The following is a 20,743-nucleotide window of genomic DNA, read 5'->3' on the forward strand; positions in this document are numbered from 1 at the left end:
TCTGCGGGTTCGGAGCAGGTAAGCTAGTGCGGTTGCCACGGCGAGGGTGCCCCGCGGTCTGCTGAGGTTCGCAGTCCGCTCGAGGCTCCGTGATCGACGCGGTGCTCCGGGCCTGTGCCCAGCGCGCCCCCTTGCCCGGCAGCGCCGGCGACGGCTGACACGCCGTCGTTGATCAGCACCGAAGCACTGCTGGATACCGCAGCCGCAGACTTAGACGCAGCCCGCATCGAAGAGTTTCAGGAGTTTCCCCGTGTCCGAGGTAAAGATCAGCGCCGAGCCCCGTACCGAGTTCGGCAAGGGTGGTGCCCGCCGCACGCGCCGGGCCGGCCTGGTGCCCGCAGTGCTGTACGGCCACGGTGAGGCGCCGCAGCACATCGCGCTCCCGGCCCGTGAGTTCGCGGCCGCCATTCGTCATGGTGGTCTGAACCAGATTTTCACGATCGACATCGCCGGTAACGCGGCCGCCACCCTGGCGCTGCCGAAGGCGATCCAGCGTGACCCGATCAAGGACACGTACGAGCACATCGACCTTCTGATCGTGAAGAAGGGCGAGAAGATCCAGGTCGACGTCCCGGTGACGCTGACCGGTGAGGCCGCCAAGAACACGCTGATCACGCACGAGTCGAACACGGTCGCCGTGATCGCCGACGCGCTGAACCTTCCGTCCGAGCTGCTCGCGTCGCTCGACGGCAAGGAGGCCGGTTCGCACGTGACCGCCGGTGAGCTGACCCTGCCGAAGGGTGTCGAGCTCGCGGTGGACGCGGAGACGGTGCTGGCGTTCATCAACGCGGCGCAGAGCACCACGACGGCCGCTGAGGACGAGGCCGCCGGCGGCGAGTCCGCCGAGGCTGCGGAGTAGTTTTTTTCGGGTGCTCGCGCGCGTCGCGGGTCCGCGGTAAGCCAGTTCATCAGGGAAAGTGCCGGACGGCACTTTCCCTGATGTGTATCCGGAAGGCGGAGAGGGTGACGGACGAGGCGCCGTGGCTGGTGGTGGGCCTGGGCAATCCGGGCCGGGAGTACGCGGCGAACCGGCACAACGTCGGTTTCATGGTGGCTGATCTGCTGGCGTCGCGGGTGGGCGCGAAGATGGGCCGGGCGAAGCGGGCGCAGGCCGAGATGGCCGAGGGCCGGCTGGGGTTCGGCGGGCCGAAGCTGGTGCTGGTGAAGCCGCTGACGTTCATGAACCTTTCCGGGGCGCCTGTGGTGTCCTTGGCGCAGTTCTTCAAAGTGCCCGTGGCGCATGTGATCGCGGTGCATGATGAGCTTGATGTGCCGTTCGGTCAGGTTCGGGCGAAGCTCGGCGGCGGTGAGGGTGGCCACAACGGGCTGCGTTCGATGTCGAAGTCGCTGGCGAGCAAGGACTACGCGCGGGTGCGTTTCGGCATCGGGCGGCCCCCGGGGCGGCAGGAGCCGGCGGATTTCGTGCTCTCCGACTTCTCCTCGGCGGAGCGCAAGGAGCTGGACTTCCTGGTGGATCGGGCGGCTGACGTGGTCGAGGCGGTCGTGCTCGAGGGTGTCGAGTGGGCGCAGAACAAATACCACGGAAGTTGATGGGCCGGGCCGGAACTGAGTGACCGTTTGGGTCGATTTGTCTGCCTGGTCATACCGTGACGGGTCCGCCGTCCGTCCGTTGGTCACCACAGGCGCACGGGTTCGGTGCGCCGCCGACGTGACGGGGGGTTCGTGGGATGTCTCAGGACGTGTCCGAGGGCCGGACGGACGCGTTGACCGAGCCCACGGTGAGCCTGCCGGTGGTCGTGCGGCCGGAGCGCGGTCCGGCCGAGCCGTCCGTCAACCAGGGCCCGCAGCATCCTCCGCTGCGGTACGCGTCCGGCCGTAATTCCCGGATCCCGGGCCCGGTCGCCCCGCTCAGCCCGCCGCCGACGGGGTCCGAGGGCCGCAACGGCGCGCCGCGCGCGGGGCAGGGTGCGTCCGATCCGGCCCGGAACCGGGCGATGGAGCGGCACTGGTCGCCGCAGCGCAACCGTTCGTCGGCGGCCCGCCCGTTCACGCGGCCGCGGGGGCGGCACGCGGCGATGTCGCGACGGCAGCGGTGGGAGGGGCGCTACGTGCGCTCCCTGGTGCTGTCCGACCTGCTGGCCGGGATCGGGGCGGGCGCGGCCGGGTTCGCGCTGCGGTTCGGGGCCGATGTGACCGCGTACAACCGGGCCTATCTCTGGGTTTCGGCGTTGCTGCCGGTGGTGCTGCTGGCCGTGCTGGCGGTGTCGCGGGCCTACGAGCGCCGGTACCTGTTCGTCGGCACGGATGAGTACCAGCGGGTGATCCGCGGCGGGGGCGGTCTGATCGCCGGGGTGGCTCTGACCTCGTACGCGCTAGAACTTGATCTTGCAAGGTCTTATGTTCTGGCCGCCCTGCCGGCGGCGGTGGTCTCCGTGCTGGTGCTGCGGTTCGTGCTGCGCAAGCGGTTGCACTGGGCCCGCGCCCGGGGCGAGGCCCTGCGCCGGGTGATCGTGGTCGGTCACGAGCTGTCGGTGATCGGGATCGCCCGGCAGTTGCGCCGCGAGCGGTATCACGGTCTGGAGGTGGTGGGCGCGTGCCTGCCCCCGGGGGCCGACGGGATCGAGGTCGACCTGCCCGTGTACGGCACGTTCGACGACGTGGCGGCCGCGGTCGAGCTGGCCGACGCGGACACGGTGGTGGTGCTCAGCTGTCCCGAGCTGGACGGCGCGGCGGTCCGGCGGCTGGCCTGGCGCCTGGAACGCGACGAGGTCGATCTCGTGGTGGCCAGCGCGCTGGTGGACGTCGCCGGGGCGCGCACCACGATCCGGCCGTTCGACGGCCTGCCCATGCTGCACGTCGAGCATCCCCGCCTGCACGGCGGATCGCGCCTGGTCAAGGAGCTGGTCGATCGGGCCGGGGCGCTGCTGCTGCTGATCCTGTTCGCGCCGGTGCTGCTCACCGTGGCGCTCTGCGTGAGTCTCACGTCACGCGGGCCGGTACTCTTCCGGCAGGTGCGTGTGGGACGAGACGGGCAGAAATTCCGCATTTTCAAGTTCCGCAGCATGTACGTCGACGCCGAGGCCCGGTTGACCGAGCTGAGGCATCTCAACGAGCACGACGGTGTGCTCTTCAAGATCCGTGACGACCCTCGGGTCACCCCGGTCGGTCAGTGGTTGCGCCGGTTCTCGCTGGACGAGCTCCCGCAGCTGCTGAACGTGCTCTCCGGGCGGATGTCGCTGGTCGGCCCGCGTCCCCCGCTGCCGACCGAGGTCGCCGCGTACGCGGACGACGTGCGGCGCCGCCTGGCGGTCAAACCGGGGATGACCGGCCTCTGGCAGGTGTCCGGGCGGTCGGACCTCTCCTGGGAGGAAGCGGTCCGGCTCGACCTGCGCTATGTCGAGAACTGGTCGCTCAGTTTGGATCTGGTGATCCTGTTGAGGACGATGACTGCAGTGGTGCGCTCGTCGGGAGCGTATTGACTCGGATGAGGAGCGAGACGATGGGCGAGCAGACGCAGACGTCCGCACGCGTGGCCGGCCAGCGGGACGGCGCCGAGAGCGGCGCACCATCGGTGATCGACGCCGCCTTCGCCCGGTGGCTCGCCGACCGGGCCGGGCAGGAGCTGCTGCGGGTGCGCGCCGAGATGGGCTTCGCCGACGGCAAGGCGCTCAAGGCGGCCGGTGACAAGGCCGCGCACGACCTGCTCCGCGCCGAGCTGGCCCGCTGGCGGCCGGCCGACGCGGTGCTGTCCGAGGAGGACGAGCACGCCCGCGTCGCCTGGCGCGAGGGCGAGCCGGACACGGTCCGCCCGGACCGGCTGGCCGCGTCCCGGGTGTGGATCGTCGACCCGCTCGACGGCACCCGCGAGTTCTCCGAGGAGGGCCGGGCCGACTGGGCGGTGCACGTGGCGCTCTGGACCGCCGACTCGTCCAATCCGGCCTGCCTGGCCGCGGGCGCGGTGGCGATGCCGGCGCAGCACCGCACGATCGCCACCGACCACCCGCCGGCCTACCCGCCGATGCCGCTGGAGTCGGCCACCGGCGGGATGATCCGGATCGCGGCCAGCCGCACCCGGCCGCCCGCGTTCGTGACCACGCTCGCCGAGGAGCTGGGTGCCGAGCTGGTGCCGATGGGCTCGGCCGGGGTGAAGATCGCCGCGGTGATCAACGGCGAGGCCGACGCGTACGTGCACGCCGGTGGTCAGTACGAGTGGGACTCGGCCGCCCCGGTCGCTGTGGCGCTGGCCACGGGACTGCACGCGTCGCGCATCGACGGGACTCCGCTCGGTTACAACCGGGCCGATCCGAAGCTGCCTGACCTGGTGGTCTGTCGTAAAGATCTCGCTCCTCGGTTGCTTGCTGCGATCAGCAGGCATCTTCCGCCAGAATGACGAGCCGGCCTTGGCCGTGGAAAATCGCAGAATGAGCTGGGGATTGAACTTATGAGCCAGACGAAGGACTATCGCGTCTCGCATCTGGATGCACTCGAAGCGGAGAGCATCTTCGTCATGCGGGAGGTTATGGCCGAGTTCGAGCGCCCGGTGCTGCTCTTCTCCGGCGGCAAGGACTCGATCGTCATGCTCCGCCTCGCGGAGAAGGCGTTCGCCCCGGGACGGGTCCCGTTCCCGGTGATGCACGTCGACACCGGCCACAACTTCCCCGAGGTCCTGGAGTACCGGGACCGTCGGGTCGCCACCCTCGGGCTGAACCTGGTCGTCGCCAGCGTGCAGGAGGCGATCGACGCCGGTACGGTCCGCGAGCTGCCCGACGGCACCCGCAACCGGATCCAGACCCCGGTGCTGCTGGCCGCCGTGGAGAAGTACCGGTTCGACGCCCTCTTCGGCGGCGCCCGCCGTGACGAGGAGAAGGCCCGCGCCAAGGAGCGGATGTTCAGCTTCCGCGACGAGTTCGGCCAGTGGGACCCGAAGAACCAGCGCCCCGAGCTGTGGTCGCTCTACAACGGCAAGCACCACCCGGGCGAGTCGATCCGGGTGTTCCCGCTGTCCAACTGGACCGAGCTGGACGTCTGGCACTACATCGCCAAGGAGCGGATCGAGCTCCCGAGCATCTACTACGCCCACGACCGTGAGGTCGTCGAGCGCAACGGGATGTTCTACGCGGTCAACGAGTTCATCCAGCTGCGCGACGGGGAGACCTCCGAGGTCCGCCGGGTGCGGTACCGGACGGTCGGCGACGCGTCGCAGACCGCCGCGGTGCTCTCCGAGGCCGACACGGTGGAGAAGGTGATCGACGAGGTCGCCGCGACCCGGATCACCGAGCGTGGCGCGACCCGCGGTGACGACAAGGTCAGCGAGGCCGCGATGGAAGACCGCAAGCGAGAGGGTTACTTCTGATGAGCCAGGCCGTTCTGGAGCCGGGGGCCACGCGCAACATGGACCTGCTGCGGTTCGCGACCGCCGGCAGCGTGGACGACGGCAAGTCGACCCTCATCGGGCGTCTGCTGTACGACACCAAGACCATCTTCGAGGACCAGCTCGAAGCGGTCGAGGTGGCCAGCGCCTCCCGCGGTGACGAGTACACCAACCTGGCGCTGCTCACCGACGGCCTGCGGGCCGAGCGCGAGCAGGGCATCACGATCGACGTGGCGTACCGGTACTTCGCCACCCCGCGGCGCAAGTTCATCATCGCCGACACCCCGGGGCACATCCAGTACACCCGGAACATGGTCACCGGCGCCTCCACCGCCGACCTGGCCCTGATCCTGGTCGACGCCCGCAAGGGCCTGGTCGAGCAGTCCCGCCGGCACGCGTTCCTGACCAGCCTGCTGCGCGTGCCGCACCTGGTGCTCTGCATCAACAAGATGGACCTGGTCGACTGGGACAAGGACGTCTACGCCAAGATCGCCGACGAGTTCACCTCGTTCGCGGCCAAGCTCGACGCCCCGGACCTGACGATCATCCCGATCTCGGCGCTCAACGGCGACAACATCGCCTCCCGGTCGGACAAGTCGCCGTGGTACGAGGGCCCGTCCCTGCTGCACCACCTGGAGCACGTGCACATCGCGTCCGACCGCAACCTGGTCGACGTCCGCTTCCCGGTGCAGTACGTGATCCGTCCCCAGTCCACCACGGTCACCGACTACCGGGGTTACGCCGGTCAGGTCGCCTCCGGCGTGCTCAAGCCGGGCGACGAGGTGATGGTCCTGCCGTCCGGCCTGACCAGCACGATCGCCGCCATCGACACCGCCGACGGCCCGGTCGACCAGGCGTTCCCGCCGATGTCGGTCACGGTCCGGCTCAACGACGAGATCGACATCTCGCGCGGTGACCTGATCTGCCGCCCGCACAACGCCCCGGCCGTCGCTCAGGACATCGAGGCGATGATCTGCTGGATGGACGAGACGGCCAAGCTGCGCGTCGGCGGGAAGTACACGATCAAGCACACCACGCGCACGGCCCGCACGGTCGTCCGCGGCCTGCAGTACCGGCTGGACGTCAACACCCTGCACCGCGACGAGTCGGCCGACGGTCTCGGGCTCAACGAGATCGGCCGGGTCCGGCTGCGCACCACGGTGCCGCTGCTGGCCGACGAGTACCGGCGCAACCGCACCACCGGCGGCTTCATCCTGATCGACGAGTCGACGAACCGGACCGTCGCCGCCGGCATGATCATCGAAGCCGGCTGACGTTGGTTCATGGGCGGCGGTCCCGGACCGTCGCCCACACCACCTTGCCGCCCTCGGCCGGCCCGGCACCCCACAGATCGGCCGTCTCGTGCACGGTCAGCAGCCCCCGCCCCCGCTCGTCCAGCGGAAGACCGGGCCGCGGGTGCGCCGGCCGCCGCAGGTGCGGCATCACCGGCGAGCCGTCGGCCACCGACAGGTGCAACCCGGCACCGCGCCGGCTGACCACCACCCGGATCTCCGTGCCGGCGTGCTCGACCGCATTCGTCACCAGCTCCGACATCACCAGCCGGCTCGGATGCAGCAGCCGCGCCAGCCCCCAGGCCAGGCACGCGTCGCTGACCAGGTTCCGCGCCGCGCTCGGCGCATCCGAATCGGGTTGCAGCGTCGCCACCAGGCGTTCCCCGTCCGGGATCCGGCCCGCCACGGCCACCCGGGCCTGCCGCACCCGCGCATAGACCGGCAGGAACCGCCCCGCGCCCAGTCCCTGCATCCGGTCGGCCAGCGGCAGATCCGGCGGCACACACAGCGCCAGATGCATCGGCGGCTGCAGCGCGGCCGCCACCGCCCGCGCGGTCGACCAGGTCGGCACACTCTCGCTGCGCGGATCGAGCAGCCGGCTCAGGTCCACGATCAGCGCATCCGGGTGCTCGGTGAAGCACCGGCGCAGCGTCGTCGACGTACTGCGCCGCAGCTGATCGTCCCAGGGCCCGCGCACCGTGACCAGCGAGACGGCGGCGTCCGCGGCGAAGTCGACGCGGACGGAGACACCTTGCGCGGTGTCATCGTGAAGATACGGTGGGCTGACCCCCATGCGCCCACCATAACCGCGCTCCGGGCCACCGGCGGCCGGCCTCGCTCCTGCGGGTGATCGAACGAAAGGCCAGGTGGGGGACGCCCGAACGGCTCAGTGCACCCACTCCACCGGCCCGGCCTTCGCGCCCGAACAACCCCAAGATCAAATTCTTTATTGCCTATGTCCGCCGGGGTACAGACCGTCGCTCCCGCGGGGACCCTTCCGACCTTCGCAGGCCGCTGGCGCGGCCAGAACGCGAAGCCCGGAAGGGCGACGTCGGTCCGTGGTCACGCTCAGAGCAACAAAAAGGCTGGGCCGCCCGTGGGAGGGCGGCCCGAGCTGGTGGGTCAGAGTTTGGTGGCGCCCGGGCCGGCCACCGCGACCCAGCTGGTCGGGGCCGTGAAACCCCGCTCCGCGTAGGCCGCGGCCACCGCGGCGGCGGTCTCGTCGGCCCGGGCGGCGTCGATCAGGGCCAGGACGCAGCCGCCGAAGCCGCCACCGGTCATGCGCGCGCCGTACGCCCCCGCGGCCAGCGCCGTGGAGACGGCCACGTCCACCTGGTCGACGGTGATCTCGAAGTCGTCGCGCATGGACGCGTGGGATGCGGTGAGCAGCGGCCCGATCTCCCGGACCTGGCCGGCCCGCAGCAGGGCGACGGTGTCCAGGACCCGCTGGTTCTCGGTGACGATGTGCCGGGTGCGCTTGCGCAGCACCTCGTCGCCGAGCCGGTCCAGCGCGCCGGGCAGGTCGTCGACGCCGACGTCGCGCAGCGCGGTGACGCCCAGGATGGCGGCCGATTCCTCGCAGCTCTTGCGGCGGGCCCCGTACTCGCCGTCGACGTGCTGGTGCGGCGCGTTGCTGTTGATCACCAGGATGGCCAGGCCGGCGGCGGCCAGGTCGAACGGGATCTGTTCGATCTCGTACGACCGGCAGTCCAGGAACAGCGCCTTGCCGGCCTCGCAGCGGATCGACGCCGACTGGTCGAGGATGCCGGTGGGGGCGCCGACGTACAGGTTCTCGGCGCGCTGGGCGATCGCCGGGCGCCGTTCCAGCGGCACGTCCAGCCCGCCCAGGTCGATCAGTGCGGTGAGCACGGACGACTCCAGTGCGGCGGACGACGACAGGCCGGAGCCGAGCGGCACCTCGGAGTCGATCGCGATGCGGACGGCGGGTGGCTCGAAGCCGGCCTCGCGCAGCGCCCAGACCACCCCGGCCACGTACGCGCCCCAGCCGGTCACCTCGCCCGGCTCGGTGATCCCGAACGTCACCGGTTCGGGCGCGAGGGTGGAGCAGACCGCGAAGGTCCCGTCCGGGGACGGGCCGACCGCGGCCACGGTGCGCTGCGGCAGCGCGAAGGGCAGCACGAAGCCGTCGTTGTAGTCGGTGTGCTCGCCGATCAGGTTGACCCGGCCGGGCGCGGCCCACAGGCCGGCCGGCTCTTCGCCGTAGGCCGAGGTGAAGGCGGCGACGGCGGACGCGGAGATGCTCATGCCACGTGCTTCCGGTAGAAGGTCCATGCGTCGCCGATCATCTCCTGGAGGGTGTTCTTCTCGGGCACCCATCCCAGTTCCGACCGGGCCCGGTCGGAGGACGCGACCAGGGTCGCCGGGTCGCCGTCGCGGCGGGGCGCGATCTCGACCGGGATGGCCGCGCCGGTGACCTCGCGGGCCGCCTCGACGACCTGCTTGTTGGAGAAGCCGTTCCCGTTGCCCAGGTTGTAGATCTTGTGCTCGCCGGGCGTGGCCGCGTCCAGCGCGAGCAGGTGCGCCCGGGCCAGGTCGGCCACGTGGATGTAGTCGCGCACGCAGGTCCCGTCCGTGGTCGGGTAGTCGTCGCCGAACAGCTGCAGCTTCTCCCGCTTGCCGGCGGCGGCCTGCAGCGTGATCGGGATCAGGTGCGTCTCCGGGTCGTGGCGCTCGCCGATCTCGTGGCTGTCGCTGATGTACGCCCCGGCCACGTTGAAGTAGCGCAGCGACACCGCGGCCAGGTTGTGGGCGAACGTCTCCGAGGTCAGCGCCAGGTCGAAGGTGAGCTTGGTCGACCCGTACGTGCTGGTGGGTGCCTTGGCGGCGGTTTCACTGATGGGAATCTCGACCGGGTTGCCGTAGACCGCGGCGGTCGACGAGAAGATCACCCGCGGCACCCGGGCGGCGCGGATCGCGTCCAGCAGGGCGAGCGATTTCACCACGTTCTCGTGCCAGTAGAGCTCCGGCTTGGACATCGACTCGCCGGCCGCGATCAGCCCGGCGAAGTGCAGCACCGCGTCGAAGCCGGCCTCGGGCGTGAGGACCTGGGCGGCGTCGGCGATGTCGGCCTCGACGAACGTCGCGTCCGGGGCGACCGCCTCCCGGAAGCCGGTGCGCAGGCTGTCCAGCACGACGACCTCGTGACCGGCGTCCAGCAGCAGCCGGCTGGTCACGCTGCCCACATAACCGGCGCCGCCGGTGACGAGCAATTTCACGGCTTTGGCTCTCCTTCTGGCGGGAATGGCGATCATAGAATCACGCGGAAGCGCTCATAAGTCAACAGGTTCGAACATCGTCCCACGGCGGTGAGGGGGTTTTCGGTATCCGGTCCGAGACTGACACAATGGCCCTCATGTCCGACGTTGCCCGCCGCCCGCGAGTGCTCTCCGGCATCCAGCCGACCGCCGATTCCTTCCACCTCGGCAACTATCTGGGCGCGGTGCGCAACTGGGTGGCGATGCAGGAGACCCATGACGCGTTCTACTGCGTGGTCGACCTGCACGCGATCACCATGGGCCATGATCCGGTCGCGCTTCGTAACCGTACTCGGGTTTCGATCGCCCAGTTGCTCGCCGTCGGACTGGACCCGGAGCGGTGCACGCTCTTCGTCCAGTCCCACGTGCCCGAGCACGCGCAGCTCGGCTGGGTGCTCAGCTGCATCACCGGTTTCGGCGAGGCCGGCCGGATGGTCCAGTTCAAGGACAAGTCGACCAAGGCCGGGCAGGACAGCACCACGGTGGGCCTGTTCACCTACCCGATCCTGCAGGCCGCCGACATCCTGCTCTACCAAGCCGACCAGGTCCCGGTCGGCGAGGACCAGCGCCAGCACCTGGAGCTGACCCGCGACCTGGCCCAGCGGTTCAACACGCGCTTCGCGCCGACCTTCACCATGCCCTCGGCGTACATCGTGAAGGACACCGCGAAGATCACCGACCTGCAGGACCCGACGATCAAGATGTCCAAGTCGGCGTCCTCGCCCAACGGCATCATCGAGCTGCTGGAGGACCCGGCCCGCTCGGCCAAGAAGATCAAGTCGGCGGTCACCGACACCGGGCGCGACATCCTCTACGACGAGGTGAACAAGCCCGGCATCAGCAACCTGCTGACCATGTACGCGGCGCTCACCACACGCACCATCGACGAGCTGCTGGAACAGTACGACGGGCGCGGCTACGGCGACCTCAAGAAGGACCTGGCCGAGGTGCTGGTCGAGTTCGTCAAGCCGATCCAGGAGAAGACGAAGACGTACCTGGACGACAAGGCCCAGCTCGACAAGATCCTGGCCGTCGGCGCCGAGAAGGCCCGCGCGGTCGCCTCGGTGACGCTGGCCAAGACGTACAAGAACGTGGGTTTCCTCAGCCCCGCCCGCGGGGCCTGAGACCCGTGGGTGATCCCGCTCGGACGCGCATCGGCGTGGCCATCGACATCCCGGAGCCCTGGGGGACGATGCTGACCCGCCGGCGCGCGGAGGCCGGCGACCCGCAGGCCGCCTGGACGCCGGCGCACGTCACGCTGCTCGGACCGACCGAGGTGGACACCGACGCGCTGCCGGCGGTGGAGAAGCACCTGGAGGCGGTCGCCGCGGCCCAGCCGCCGTTCACCGTGCACCTGCGCGGCACGGGCACGTTCCGGCCGGTCACCGAGGTGGTGTTCGTCAGCCTGGCGATGGGTATCAGCGAGTGTGAGCTGCTCGCCGAGGCGATCACCCGGTCCGAGGACATCCGCCGGGACAGCCGGTTTCCGTACCATCCACACGTCACGGTCGCCCAGGACGTGGCGCCGGAGGCCCTGGACGCGGTCTTCGACGACCTGGCCGGGTTCTCCTGCCGGTTCCCGGTGCCGTCGTTCACGCTCTTCTCGCACGGTGGCGAGGGTCCGTGGCGGCCCCGGCGTGACTTCCCGCTCGGTGGCTGATCTTTCGGTTACGGTCGCGCGGTGAACCCTATCGATCGGGCGTATGACGCGGTCGCGGCCCGGATCATGGCGGTGCGCTATCGCTCCCGCTACTTCGACCACCTGTGCCGGGCGCTGCTGCGCTACGACGGTGTCCAGGGTGGCCGGCTCGCCGCCGCCAGCGCGTACTACGGCTTCTTCGCCGTGTTCGCGCTGCTGCTGATCGGTTACTCCATCTTCGGGTTCCTGCTGACCAGCAACACGCAGCTCTTCGACCTGGTCCACGACTTCCTCCGGCAGAACCTGCCGTTCCTCGACGTGCAGGCCATCCTGGACAGCAAGTCCACGGTCGGCATCGTCGGCATCCTCGGCCTGACCTTCACCGGTATCGGCTGGGTCGAGGCGATCCGCTCCTCGCAGCGGCACATCTGGCGGCTGCGCGAGCAGCCCGGCTACTTCGGTATCCGGCAGGCGGTGGACCTGGGCGTGCTGATCGGCATCCTGATCCTGCTGGCGCTCACCCAGCTGGCCGTCTACGGCCTGGAGAAGTTGCTCGACTGGCTGGCCGACGGCGGCTTCCAGACCACCCTGTCGGTGGTCAGCCTGATCCTCACGCTCGGCGTCAACATGCTGCTCGCGGCCGCGCTGCTGGCCGCGGTGCCCCGGCTGCGGATGACCGCGCGCCGGATGGGCCCGCCGGTTCTGCAGGTCGGGATCGGACTGATGCTGCTCAACACCGTGGGCAAGACCTTCGTCTCGATGGTGCAGCGCAATCCGGCCTACGGCCTGGTCGGTTCCGCCGTCGGCGCCCTGGTCTATCTGTACGTGTTCCACCAGCTCCTGCTCTTCGGCGCGGCCTGGGCGGCGACCAGTCCGCACGGGCGTGTGGTGGACCTCTCAGCTGACGATAAAACCGCCCCGGTGGGGCAAAACCTCTGGATCCGGGACGCCCGCCCGCGATGATGTCCTGCGTGGGCACTCTCGTCACTCTGCATCTGCCGCCCGGCTCGCCGCTGACCGACGTGCCGTGGGTGATCACCATCGGTTCCCTGGGCGACCGGGAGGACTGGGATCCGGTCGTCTGCGGTCCGTACGAGCGGGACCACGCGATCGCCCTGGCCCGCGCCGTGGTCGCCGACGACGACCTGATGGCGGTGGTCGAGCCGATGCTGCCGCTGGACGGCGCGGACGCGATCCGCAAGGAGATCGACGCGATCCGGGCGATGGCCGAGGACGACACCGCGCCCGGTGACGAATTGCTGGCCGAGCCGGGCATCGGCGGCCCGCCCCCGCCCACTCCGGAGCCGTCCGAGGTGCACGCCGGCTGGCGGCGGATAGCCGCCCGTCTGAGCCGCTGAGCACGCTGCGATACTCGTCGCCGTGGTGATCTCACGGCGGTGGGCGGCGTTCCTGGTGGCGGTCGGCGTGTGGACGTGGGTGATCTGGCCCCGCTTCGGTCTCGCCATCTACAAGGACGACCGCTCGTTCGACGGCGGCACCCCGACCGCGTTCCTCTGGGTGCACGCGATCCTGATCGGGGCGTCGCTGATCATCGGTACGACGGTCGGAGTCCTGGGCGTGCGCGCCTGGATCGCCGTACGCAAAAAGCAGCCGTGACCAAAAGGTGACCGCAACCGGAGCAAACCGTTACCGGGAGGGGTTGCCGACGGCGAAGATTAATCTCCGGTTACGTGGCCACCGGGCAATTCCTCTGGGAACCCACCTAAAGCGGCAGACAAAATCCCTGGTGATTGCGGCGCGATAACGGTGCGCCAACAGTCCGTACCGAACGCCTGCCGACCACATGGCCCGCAGTTACGCTGCCGACCTGAGACCCACCGAGAGTGTCGGTGAGCAGTGGAAGGAGGGCGTCTTGCGCCCAGTACGTGGGAAGCGGATCGTGGCGATTCTCGCGGCAGGTGGGCTGACGCTCGCGGCCGCCGCTTGTGGTGACGCTCCGGCGGACACCCCGTCCGGTAGCTCCAGCTCGGCCGCTACGGCCGCGGCTTACAAGGCCTGCATGGTCACCGACACCGGTGGCATCGACGACAAGTCCTTCAACGCCTCCGCCTGGGCCGGCATCCAGGCCGCCAAGGGCGAGGCGAGCAACGTCGACCCGAAGTACGTCTCCTCGTCCTCCGAGGCCGACTACGAGCCGGGCCTGCGTAACTTCGTGACCCAGAAGTGCGACTACATCCTCGCGGTCGGCGGCCTGATGGGTGACGCCACCAAGAAGGTCGCGACCGAGAGCGCCAGCTCCCAGTTCGCGATCGTGGACAGTGGCAGCTCCGGCACCAACGTCTACCCGATGCAGTTCGCCACCCAGCAGGCCGCCTTCCTGGCCGGCTACCTGGCCGCGGGCTACTCGAAGTCCGGCAAGGTCGGCACGTACGGCGGCCTGAAGATCGCTCCGGTCACCATCTTCATGGACGGCTTCGCCGACGGCGTCGCCTACTACAACCAGAAGAAGGGCAAGACCGTCCAGGTCCTGGGCTGGGACAAGGCGAAGCAGAACGGTACGTTCGCCGACAGCTTCATCGACCAGAACAAGGGCAAGACGATCACCCAGACCCTGGTCTCGCAGGGCGCCGACGTGATCCTGCCGGTCGCCGGCGGCACCGGCCTGGGCACCGCCCAGGTCGCCAAGGACTCGTCCGGCAAGGTCTCGGTCATCTGGGTCGACCAGGACGGCTGCAAGAGCGCCGCGCAGTACTGCGACGTCTTCCTCAGCACGGTCGTCAAGAACGTCGAGGAGGCCGTCAAGGAGTCCGTGGTTCTGGGCGCCAAGGGCGAGAAGCTCTCCGCGACCCCGGGCTACATCGGCACCCTGGAGAACGACGGTGTCAGCCTGGCGCCGTACAACCAGTTCGACAGCAAGGTCGACGCGACCCTGAAGACCGAGATCGACCAGCTGAAGAAGGACATCATCAGCGGAACGGTCAAGGCCGAGTCGGCCAGCGCACCGAAGTGACCTTCCGGTAGTAGCATTCGGCCGCCGCGCGGTCCCGGGTTCGCGCCCGGGACTGAGCGGCGGCTCGCGTTACCCCTCCACCAGGACCAGCACCGAGACTCGGGAGATTCCGCTGAAACTGGAACTGCGCGGCATCACCAAGCGCTTCGGCGACCTGGTGGCCAACGACCACATCGACATCACCGTCGAGCCCGGCGAGGTGCACGCCCTGCTGGGTGAGAACGGCGCCGGCAAGTCGACCCTCATGAACCAGTTGTACGGCCTGCTGCAGCCGGACGAGGGGCAGATCGTCGTCAACGACGAGCCCAAGGTCTTCCGCAGCCCCCGCGACGCGATCGCGGCCGGCATCGGCATGGTCCACCAGCACTTCATGCTGGTCCCGGTCTTCACCGTGTCGGAGAACATCGCGCTCGGCGCCGAGGAGGTCCGCGGCGGCCCGCTCGGCTGGCTGGACCGCCGCCGCGCCCGCCGGGACGTCATCGAGACCTCGAAGAAGTTCGGCCTGCCGGTCGACCCGGACGCGCTGATCGAGGACCTGCCGGTCGGCGCCCAGCAGCGGGTCGAGATCGTCAAGGCGCTGACCCGCGACGTCGACCTGCTGATCCTGGACGAGCCGACCGCGGTGCTCACCCCGCAGGAGACCGACGAACTGCTCGCCGTGATGCGCTCGCTCACCGAGATGGGCAAGTCGATCGTCTTCATCACGCACAAGCTCAAAGAGGTCAAGAAGATCGCCGACCGGATCACCGTGGTCCGCCGCGGCAAGATCGTCGGCACCGCCAGCCCGGACACCAGTGAGGACGAGCTGGCCGCCCTGATGGTCGGCCGCGCGGTCAGCCTGGAGGTGGAGAAGACCCCGGCCGAGCCCGGCCGCGCCGTGCTGCAGGTCTCCGGCCTGGTCGTCGACGACGATCGCGGCATCCGCGCGGTCGACGGCGTGGACCTGGAGGTCCGGGCCGGCGAGGTGCTGGGCATCGCCGGCGTTCAGGGCAACGGGCAGACCGAACTGGTCGAGGCCGTGATGGGGCTGCGCGAGGTGCGCGCCGGCACGGTCGGGCTGGACGGCGCCGACCTGGCCGGCCTGAGCACCAAGCGGATCCTGCGCTCCGGCGTCGGTTACGTCCCCGAGGACCGCAGCCACGACGGTGTGGTCAAGGAGTTCAGCGTCGCCGAGAACCTGATCCTGGACATGTACGACCGCGAGCCGTTCGGCAACGCGTTCCGCCTGGACGTGTCCAAGGTCGGCAGCAACGCCAAGGAGCGGGTCGAGCAGTTCGACATCCGGTGCCAGACCCCGGAGTCCCCGGTCGGCACGCTCTCCGGCGGCAACCAGCAGAAGGTCGTCATCGCCCGGGAGATGTCCCGGCCGCTGAAGCTGTTCATCGCGTCCCAGCCGACCCGCGGCGTGGACGTCGGCTCGATCGAGTTCATCCACGGGCAGATCATCCACGAGCGCGACCAGGGCACCGCCGTGCTCGTGGTCTCCAGCGAGCTCGACGAGGTGGTCGGGCTCGCCGACCGGATCGCGGTGATGTACCGCGGACGGATCCTGGCCGTCGTCTCGCCGGACACCCCGCGCGAGGAGATCGGCCTGCTGATGGCCGGGATCACCGGCGGCAACGAGGAGATGAAGTGACCGCCGAAGCGACCGCACCGGCTCCGGAGAAGGAGCCGGCCGAGAAGGAGACGTTCCTCAACGTCTTCCTGCGCAACCTCTGGTCGTCCAACAGCGTGACCGTCACGGTCCTGTCGATCGTGCTCGCCGTGATCATCGGCGCGGTGCTGATCGTGGTGTCCGACTCGGCGGTGCTGGCGAAGTTCAGCTACTTCACCGCCCGCCCCGGCGACGCGCTCGACGCGAGCTGGACGCTCATCAGCTCGGCCTACTCGGACCTGCTCAAGGGCTCGCTCGGCGACCCGCAGGCGTTCAGCGACTGGTTCGCCGGCACCGGCACCTGGCAGGCGGCGTTCGCGCCGCTCTCCGAGACGCTCACCTACTCCGCCCCGCTGGTCTTCACCGGCCTCTCGGTCTCGCTGGCCTTCCGCGGCGGCCTGTTCAACATCGGTGCCCAGGGCCAGGCCGTGCTCGGCTGCATCGCCGCCGGGGTGGCCGGCTTCACCTTCGGCCTGCCGATCGTGCTGAACCTGCTCGTCGCGCTGGTCGCCGGCGCACTCGGCGGCGCCCTCTGGGGCTTCCTGCCCGGCCTGCTCAAGGCCCGGACCGGCGCCCACGAGGTGATCACCACGATCATGCTGAACTACACGGCCGGGCTCTTCCTGGCCTGGCTGGTCATCCAGAAGGGCGTCCAGCAGCCCGGCCGCACCGACGCGATCAGCAAGGTGGTCGCCGAGTCGGCCCAGCTGCCCTCGTTCGGCGGCGTGCTCCGGGTGAACCTCGGCATCGTGCTCGCCGTCCTGGTCACGGCCGGGGTGGCCTGGCTGCTCAACCGGTCGGCGTTCGGCTTCGAGCTGCGCGCGGTCGGCTCCAACGCGCACGCCGCGCGGACCGCCGGCATCAGCGTGGCCAAGACGTACACGCTGCTGATGGCCGTGGCCGGTGGTCTCGCCGGGCTCGGCGGCGCCACCCAGGTGCTCGGTACGGCGTACGCGCTGACCCCGTCGGTGGCCGGCAACATCGGCTTCGACGGCCTGCTCGTCGCCCTGCTCGGCCGCAACCGCCCGTGGGGCACCCTGCTCGCCGCGATCCTGTTCGGCGTGCTCCGGGCCGGCGGCAACCGCATGCAGTCCTACACCGGCATCTCGCTGGAGCTGGTCAACGTGCTGCAGGCTCTGATCGTCATCTTCATCGCCGCCCCCGCCCTGGTGAAGGCGATCTTCCGACTTCGTGCCGCCCGCGCCGCCGGGCTCGGCGTCTCTCCGGCGAAGGGCTGAGGACATGTCGACCGCGACTGTGGAGGCGGCGACCGAGGTCGCCGCGCCGGAACCGTTCTGGAACCGGCTGCGCCGCTTCGGGGTGGCCCTGATCGTGCTCGGCGGGCTCGCCGCGGTGCTGTTCGGATCGCTCGCGCCGAGCAAGGACGCCCGGTTCACGCTCACCGAGGACGCCGCCGGCGCCGCTCTGTCGATCAACGGCCAGTTCGGTGCCGTGCTGTTCGGCGTGCTGACCCTGGTGGCCGGTGGCCTGCTGGTGGCCGGCCTGCTCAAGCGCTGGTCGAACGCGCTGCTGGTGATCGGCATCGTGACGTTCGTGCTGTCGTTCCTGTGCTGGCAGGTGGCCGGGCAGTTCATGTCGCTGGAGGACACCCTCAGCGGCACCATGGACCTGGCCCTGCCGCTGGTGCTGGGCGCCCTGGCCGGTGTGCTGGGCGAGCGGTCGGGCGTGGTCAACGTCGCGATCGAGGGCCAGTTCCTGATGGGCGCGTTCGCCGGGGCCCTGATCGGCACCATGGCCGGCAGTGTCTGGGCCGGCCTGATCAGCGCGGCCATCGGCGGTGTGATCATCGCGGCGATCCTGGCCGTGCTCTCGATCCGCTACCTGGTCGACCAGACCGTGGTCGGCATCGTGCTGAACCTGTTCGCGCTCGGCATCACCGGCTTCCTCTACGAGCGGCTGATGCAGCCCGACGCGGTGAAGTACAACGCGCCGCCGCAGATGCCCACCGTCAAGATCCCTGGGCTGGCCGACATCCCGGTGCTGGGCCCGGTCTTCTTCGACGCCACCCCGCTGCTCTGGATCGCGCTGATCCTGGTCGCGGTGATCCACTTCGGGCTGAACCGGACCCGCTGGGGCCTGCGGACCCGGGCGGTCGGCGAACACCCCACCGCGGCCGACACGGTCGGTATCCGGGTGCGCGGCCTGCGCTACCTGAACGTGCTGCTGGGCGGCGTGGTGGCCGGTCTCGGCGGGGCGTACTTCACGCTGGTGGCCACCGGCAGCTTCACCAAGAACATGACCGCCGGCGCCGGCTTCATCGCGCTCGCGGCGCTGATCTTCGGGCGGTACACGCCGATCGGGGCGTTCGGGGCGGCGCTGTTCTTCGGCTTCGCGCAGAAACTGGCGTTCTACCTGAGCGCGATCAACAGCCCGGTGCCGAACCAGTTCCTCAGCATGCTGCCGTACCTGGCCACGATCATCGCGGTGGCCGGCCTGGTCGGGCGGGTGCGCGCACCGGCCGCGGACGGCCTTCCGTACGTCAAGAGTTGATTCTCCGCTGAAGTCGGATGCCCGGGCCTGGCCCGGGCATCTGTCGTTCACGGACCGGACAGTGGGGCAGAATCGAGATCATGGAGATCGACTGGGCGGCGCTACGAGCAGCCGCCATCGAGGTGATGCGACGCGCCTACGTGCCCGCGTCCGACTTCCCGGTCGGCGTGGCCGCCCTGGTCGACGACGGCCGGGTCGTGGTCGGCTGCAACGTGGAGAACGCGTCCCTCGGCATGACCCTGTGCGCCGAGTGCGGCATGGTCGGCGCGCTGCACGCCACCGGCGGCGGCAAGCTGGTGGCGATGTCCTGCGTGGATGCGACCGGTGGCCCGCTGATGCCGTGCGGACGCTGCCGGCAGATCCTGTGGGAGCACGGCGGCCCGGACATGCTGGTCGAGGCGCTGCCCCGCCCGCTGCGGATGGACGAGTTGCTGCCGCACGCGTTCGGCTGGGTGGACATGGAGAAGGTCACCGGCCCGGCCGGCGGCCCCGAGGTCCCGGCCGAGCTGGCCAAGTGGCGCGGGCGCGGGACGGTTTTCGTGCACCCGGACCTGTCCGGCGGCACGACGATCTGGACCGGTTACTGGGAGCGCTCGTCGGGCGCTCCGGGCACCGGCGAGGACAAGGGCATCCTGGAGGAGGCGCCGAATTTCCCGACCGCCTCCGCCGCGGTGGCCTGGGGCCTGGTCCGCAGTCCGCGGATCGTGGTGGTCGATGCCGAGGGCGGTCTGTCCTGGGCGGGCGAGGGTGAGCTGCCGGACGGGATCCCGCAGCGGTGGAAGGACGAAGCATGAGCGGCATCGCCGCGGTAGACGTGATCCGGGCCAAGCGGGACGGTCACGTCCTGTCCGACGCCCAGATCGACTGGGTGGTCGACGCGTACACGAAGGGTGTCGTCGCCGACGAGCAGATGTCGGCGCTGGCCATGGCCATCCTGCTGCGCGGCATGACGCCGGCCGAGATCGCCCGCTGGACGGCCGCGATGATCGCCAGCGGCGAGCGGCTGGACCTCTCGGCGGTGTCCCGGCCGACCGCCGACAAGCACTCCACCGGCGGTGTCGGCGACAAGATCACGCTGCCGCTGACCCCGCTGGTCGCGGCCTGCGGCGTGGCCGTCCCGCAACTCTCCGGGCGCGGCCTGGGCCACACCGGCGGCACCCTGGACAAGCTGGAGTCGATCCCCGGCTGGCGGGCCCGGCTGAGCAACCAGGAGTTCATCGCCCAGCTCCAGGACGTCGGCGGCGTCATCTGCGCGGCCGGCGAGGGTCTGGCCCCGGCCGACCGCAAGCTCTACGCCCTGCGTGACGTCACCGGCACCGTCGAAGCGATTCCGCTGATCGCCAGCTCGATCATGAGCAAGAAGATCGCCGAGGGCACCGGCGCGCTGGTGCTCGATGTCAAGGTCGGCTCGGGCGCGTTCATGAAGGACCTGGCCCAGGCCCAGGAGCTGGCCCGGACCATGGTCCAGCTCGGCAAGGACAGCGGCGTCACCACCGTCGCCCTGCTCACCGACATGAGCACCCCGCTCGGCCTGGCCGTCGGCAACGCCAACGAGGTCGCCGAGTCGGTCGAGGTGCTGGCCGGGGGTGGCCCGTCCGACGTGGTCGAGCTGACCCTGGCCCTGGCCCGGGAGATGCTGGCCGCGGCCGGCGTCGACGCCGACCCGGAGAAGGCGCTGGCCTCGGGCGCGGCGATGGACAGCTGGAAGGCGATGATCCGGGCGCAGGGCGGCGACCCGGACGCGGCCCTGCCGGTCGCCAAGCACACCGAGACGCTGCGGGCCGAGTCGGACGGCGTGGTGACCACCATGGACGCGTTCGGCATCGGGGTGGCCGCGTGGCGGCTCGGCGCCGGTCGCGCCCGCAAGGAGGACCCGGTCAGCTTCGGAGCCGGCGTGCAGCTCAAGGTCAAGCCGGGCGACCGGGTGAAGGCCGGTGACGTGCTGCTTGAGCTGCGCACCGACGAGGAGTCCCGGATGGAGGCGGCCCGGGCCGACGCGGTCGGCGCGATCGTGATCGGGACCGATGCCCCCACCTCGGCCGGGCTTCTCCTGGACCGCATAGCCTGAC

20 protein-coding genes are annotated in these 20,743 nt (G+C 70.1%); 17 read left to right on the plus strand and 3 right to left on the minus strand.

Translation table 11 applies throughout. The features are described from left to right. Positions 1-250: 250 nt before the first annotated feature. The 6 genes from ACSHV8_RS44440 to ACSHV8_RS44465 all read left to right on the plus strand — a co-directional run bounded on the left by ACSHV8_RS44440 (position 251) and on the right by ACSHV8_RS44465 (position 6,606). Complete coding sequence (locus ACSHV8_RS44440) at positions 251-859, plus strand: 50S ribosomal protein L25/general stress protein Ctc (RefSeq protein WP_436526236.1); 609 nt, start codon at positions 251-253, stop codon at positions 857-859. An 80-nt stretch (positions 860-939) separates the two neighbouring features. After that, complete coding sequence (pth, locus tag ACSHV8_RS44445; RefSeq protein ID WP_436526238.1) at positions 940-1,551, plus strand: aminoacyl-tRNA hydrolase; 612 nt, start codon at positions 940-942, stop codon at positions 1,549-1,551. A 137-nt stretch (positions 1,552-1,688) separates the two neighbouring features. Then, complete coding sequence (locus ACSHV8_RS44450; RefSeq protein WP_436526240.1) at positions 1,689-3,440, plus strand: exopolysaccharide biosynthesis polyprenyl glycosylphosphotransferase; 1,752 nt, start codon at positions 1,689-1,691, stop codon at positions 3,438-3,440. A gap of 20 nt (positions 3,441-3,460) precedes the next feature. After that, complete coding sequence (locus ACSHV8_RS44455) at positions 3,461-4,351, plus strand: 3'(2'),5'-bisphosphate nucleotidase CysQ (RefSeq protein WP_436526242.1); 891 nt, start codon at positions 3,461-3,463, stop codon at positions 4,349-4,351. 51 nt (positions 4,352-4,402) lie between these two features. Continuing rightward, positions 4,403-5,314, plus strand: coding sequence for a sulfate adenylyltransferase subunit CysD (gene cysD, locus ACSHV8_RS44460; RefSeq protein ID WP_436526244.1), 912 nt, complete (start codon positions 4,403-4,405; stop codon positions 5,312-5,314). Continuing rightward, the gene (locus ACSHV8_RS44465) at positions 5,314-6,606 is read left to right on the plus strand and encodes a sulfate adenylyltransferase subunit 1 (protein WP_436526246.1); all 1,293 of its coding nucleotides are present in this window, start codon (positions 5,314-5,316) and stop codon (positions 6,604-6,606) included. The genes cysD and ACSHV8_RS44465 overlap by 1 nt, the downstream gene beginning before the upstream one ends. A 7-nt stretch (positions 6,607-6,613) precedes the next feature. Here the strand turns inward: ACSHV8_RS44465 and ACSHV8_RS44470 are convergent, their stop codons facing one another. The 3 genes from ACSHV8_RS44470 to galE form a co-directional block, all read right to left on the minus strand. Continuing rightward, positions 6,614-7,417, minus strand: a complete 804-nt coding sequence (locus tag ACSHV8_RS44470) for an ATP-binding protein (RefSeq protein ID WP_436526248.1) — start codon at positions 7,415-7,417, stop codon at positions 6,614-6,616. A 329-nt stretch (positions 7,418-7,746) separates the two neighbouring features. Then, entirely contained in the window at positions 7,747-8,889 is a 1,143-nt protein-coding gene (gene galK / locus ACSHV8_RS44475; RefSeq protein WP_436526250.1) for a galactokinase, read from the minus strand. After that, entirely contained in the window at positions 8,886-9,860 is a 975-nt protein-coding gene (gene galE, locus ACSHV8_RS44480) for a UDP-glucose 4-epimerase GalE (RefSeq protein ID WP_436526252.1), read from the minus strand. The genes galK and galE overlap by 4 nt, the downstream gene beginning before the upstream one ends. Before the next feature lie 137 nt (positions 9,861-9,997). On the opposite strand from galE, the gene trpS reads away from it, so the two are divergent. The 11 genes from trpS (at position 9,998) to ACSHV8_RS44535 (ending at position 20,742) form a co-directional block, all read left to right on the plus strand. Continuing rightward, positions 9,998-11,023, plus strand: coding sequence for a tryptophan--tRNA ligase (gene trpS, locus ACSHV8_RS44485; RefSeq protein ID WP_436526254.1), 1,026 nt, complete (start codon positions 9,998-10,000; stop codon positions 11,021-11,023). A 5-nt stretch (positions 11,024-11,028) separates the two neighbouring features. Further along, complete coding sequence (locus ACSHV8_RS44490) at positions 11,029-11,559, plus strand: 2'-5' RNA ligase family protein (RefSeq protein WP_436526256.1); 531 nt, start codon at positions 11,029-11,031, stop codon at positions 11,557-11,559. A gap of 21 nt (positions 11,560-11,580) precedes the next feature. Next, positions 11,581-12,501, plus strand: a complete 921-nt coding sequence (locus tag ACSHV8_RS44495; RefSeq protein WP_436526258.1) for a YihY/virulence factor BrkB family protein — start codon at positions 11,581-11,583, stop codon at positions 12,499-12,501. A gap of 8 nt (positions 12,502-12,509) precedes the next feature. Continuing rightward, positions 12,510-12,896: a hypothetical protein gene (locus tag ACSHV8_RS44500; RefSeq protein ID WP_436526260.1), complete on the plus strand. Its 387-nt coding sequence runs from the start codon at positions 12,510-12,512 to the stop codon at positions 12,894-12,896. 22 nt (positions 12,897-12,918) lie between these two features. Continuing rightward, the gene (locus tag ACSHV8_RS44505) at positions 12,919-13,155 is read left to right on the plus strand and encodes an SCO4848 family membrane protein (RefSeq protein ID WP_436526262.1); all 237 of its coding nucleotides are present in this window, start codon (positions 12,919-12,921) and stop codon (positions 13,153-13,155) included. A 256-nt stretch (positions 13,156-13,411) separates the two neighbouring features. After that, positions 13,412-14,509: a BMP family lipoprotein gene (locus tag ACSHV8_RS44510; protein WP_436526264.1), complete on the plus strand. Its 1,098-nt coding sequence runs from the start codon at positions 13,412-13,414 to the stop codon at positions 14,507-14,509. 157 nt (positions 14,510-14,666) lie between these two features. After that, the gene (locus ACSHV8_RS44515; RefSeq protein ID WP_436526266.1) at positions 14,667-16,145 is read left to right on the plus strand and encodes an ABC transporter ATP-binding protein; all 1,479 of its coding nucleotides are present in this window, start codon (positions 14,667-14,669) and stop codon (positions 16,143-16,145) included. Then, on the plus strand, positions 16,142-17,401 hold the full coding sequence (locus ACSHV8_RS44520; protein ID WP_436526268.1) for an ABC transporter permease: 1,260 nt from the start codon (positions 16,142-16,144) through the stop codon (positions 17,399-17,401). Before ACSHV8_RS44515 ends, ACSHV8_RS44520 begins: the two co-directional genes overlap by 4 nt. Positions 17,402-17,405: 4 nt before the next feature. After that, entirely contained in the window at positions 17,406-18,674 is a 1,269-nt protein-coding gene (locus ACSHV8_RS44525; protein WP_436526270.1) for an ABC transporter permease, read from the plus strand. 80 nt (positions 18,675-18,754) lie between these two features. Beyond that, positions 18,755-19,468 carry a cytidine deaminase gene (locus ACSHV8_RS44530; RefSeq protein ID WP_436526272.1) on the plus strand — a complete coding sequence of 238 codons (714 nt, stop codon included), beginning with the start codon at positions 18,755-18,757 and terminating at the stop codon, positions 19,466-19,468. Then, positions 19,465-20,742, plus strand: a complete 1,278-nt coding sequence (locus ACSHV8_RS44535; protein ID WP_436526274.1) for a thymidine phosphorylase — start codon at positions 19,465-19,467, stop codon at positions 20,740-20,742. Before ACSHV8_RS44530 ends, ACSHV8_RS44535 begins: the two co-directional genes overlap by 4 nt. Position 20,743 lies beyond the last annotated feature (1 nt).

The organism is Actinoplanes sp. HUAS TT8 (assembly GCF_051380535.1).
In the GTDB taxonomy this organism is placed as follows: domain Bacteria; phylum Actinomycetota; class Actinomycetes; order Mycobacteriales; family Micromonosporaceae; genus Actinoplanes.